Source organism: Bradyrhizobium sp. NAS80.1, assembly GCF_001908205.1.
In the GTDB taxonomy this organism is placed as follows: domain Bacteria; phylum Pseudomonadota; class Alphaproteobacteria; order Rhizobiales; family Xanthobacteraceae; genus Bradyrhizobium.
Genome location: NZ_LGHL01000434.1, coordinates 1 through 631, shown reverse-complemented (window position 1 = coordinate 631; position 631 = coordinate 1). Strand labels below are relative to the sequence as shown.

Below are 631 nucleotides of genomic sequence, written 5' to 3'. Positions count from 1 at the left end.
TCTAGCGCTTAAGCTAGCACGTGGCTTCAACTTAGACGACGAACTGAAGAATGTAATTCTAGCCGTGTCTCGATCATTCGCGTTTTTACACAGCCAGGGTCATTCTCTACCGGGCCAGACGGTCCTACCTGCCAATTGATGTCCGCTTTTACGCTGAAGCGACCTGATTATCGCGCGCACGCGCAAAATGACGCGAAGGGCCATTAGGCGACATCGCCGGCCCTTCACTCCCTACATCGTCCGCGCGGCAAGGGCGATCGCCGGGTCGAATTAACTCCGCATCAGTCCGGCGGCCTTCAAGGCCGCCGCGATGATCGGGCCGGGCGCAACGTGCGGCGGCGTGCCGGGCGGCGCTGTGGGAAACTCCGGGACCGGGAGACCAGCGATCTTGAAGGCCGCCGCGATCGCGGCATTAGGGTCGAGCTGGTAACGCGTCTGCCATTTTTCACCCTCCGCTTCGGCCGAACTGTGCGCGCCTTCGGCGGCTGCTTCAGCGATGACAAGGGCGCCGCCGTCAGTTGGAATCTGAATGGTCGTTGACACCGGCGCTGCGGCACGCGGCATTTCAACCAGAGACTCGTGCAGGCGAAAGAAGCGTGCGATGTGATGCGTGGAGGAGATTCCCACATCC

Annotated in this window: 1 protein-coding gene; it reads right to left on the bottom strand. The window is 61.2% G+C overall.

Features of this window, described 5'->3' with window-relative positions:
* Window positions 1-270: 270 nt before the first annotated feature.
* Window positions 271-631 (bottom strand): hypothetical protein (locus AC629_RS47550; RefSeq protein WP_210419244.1); only part of this gene is annotated, 361 nt, incomplete at its 5' end.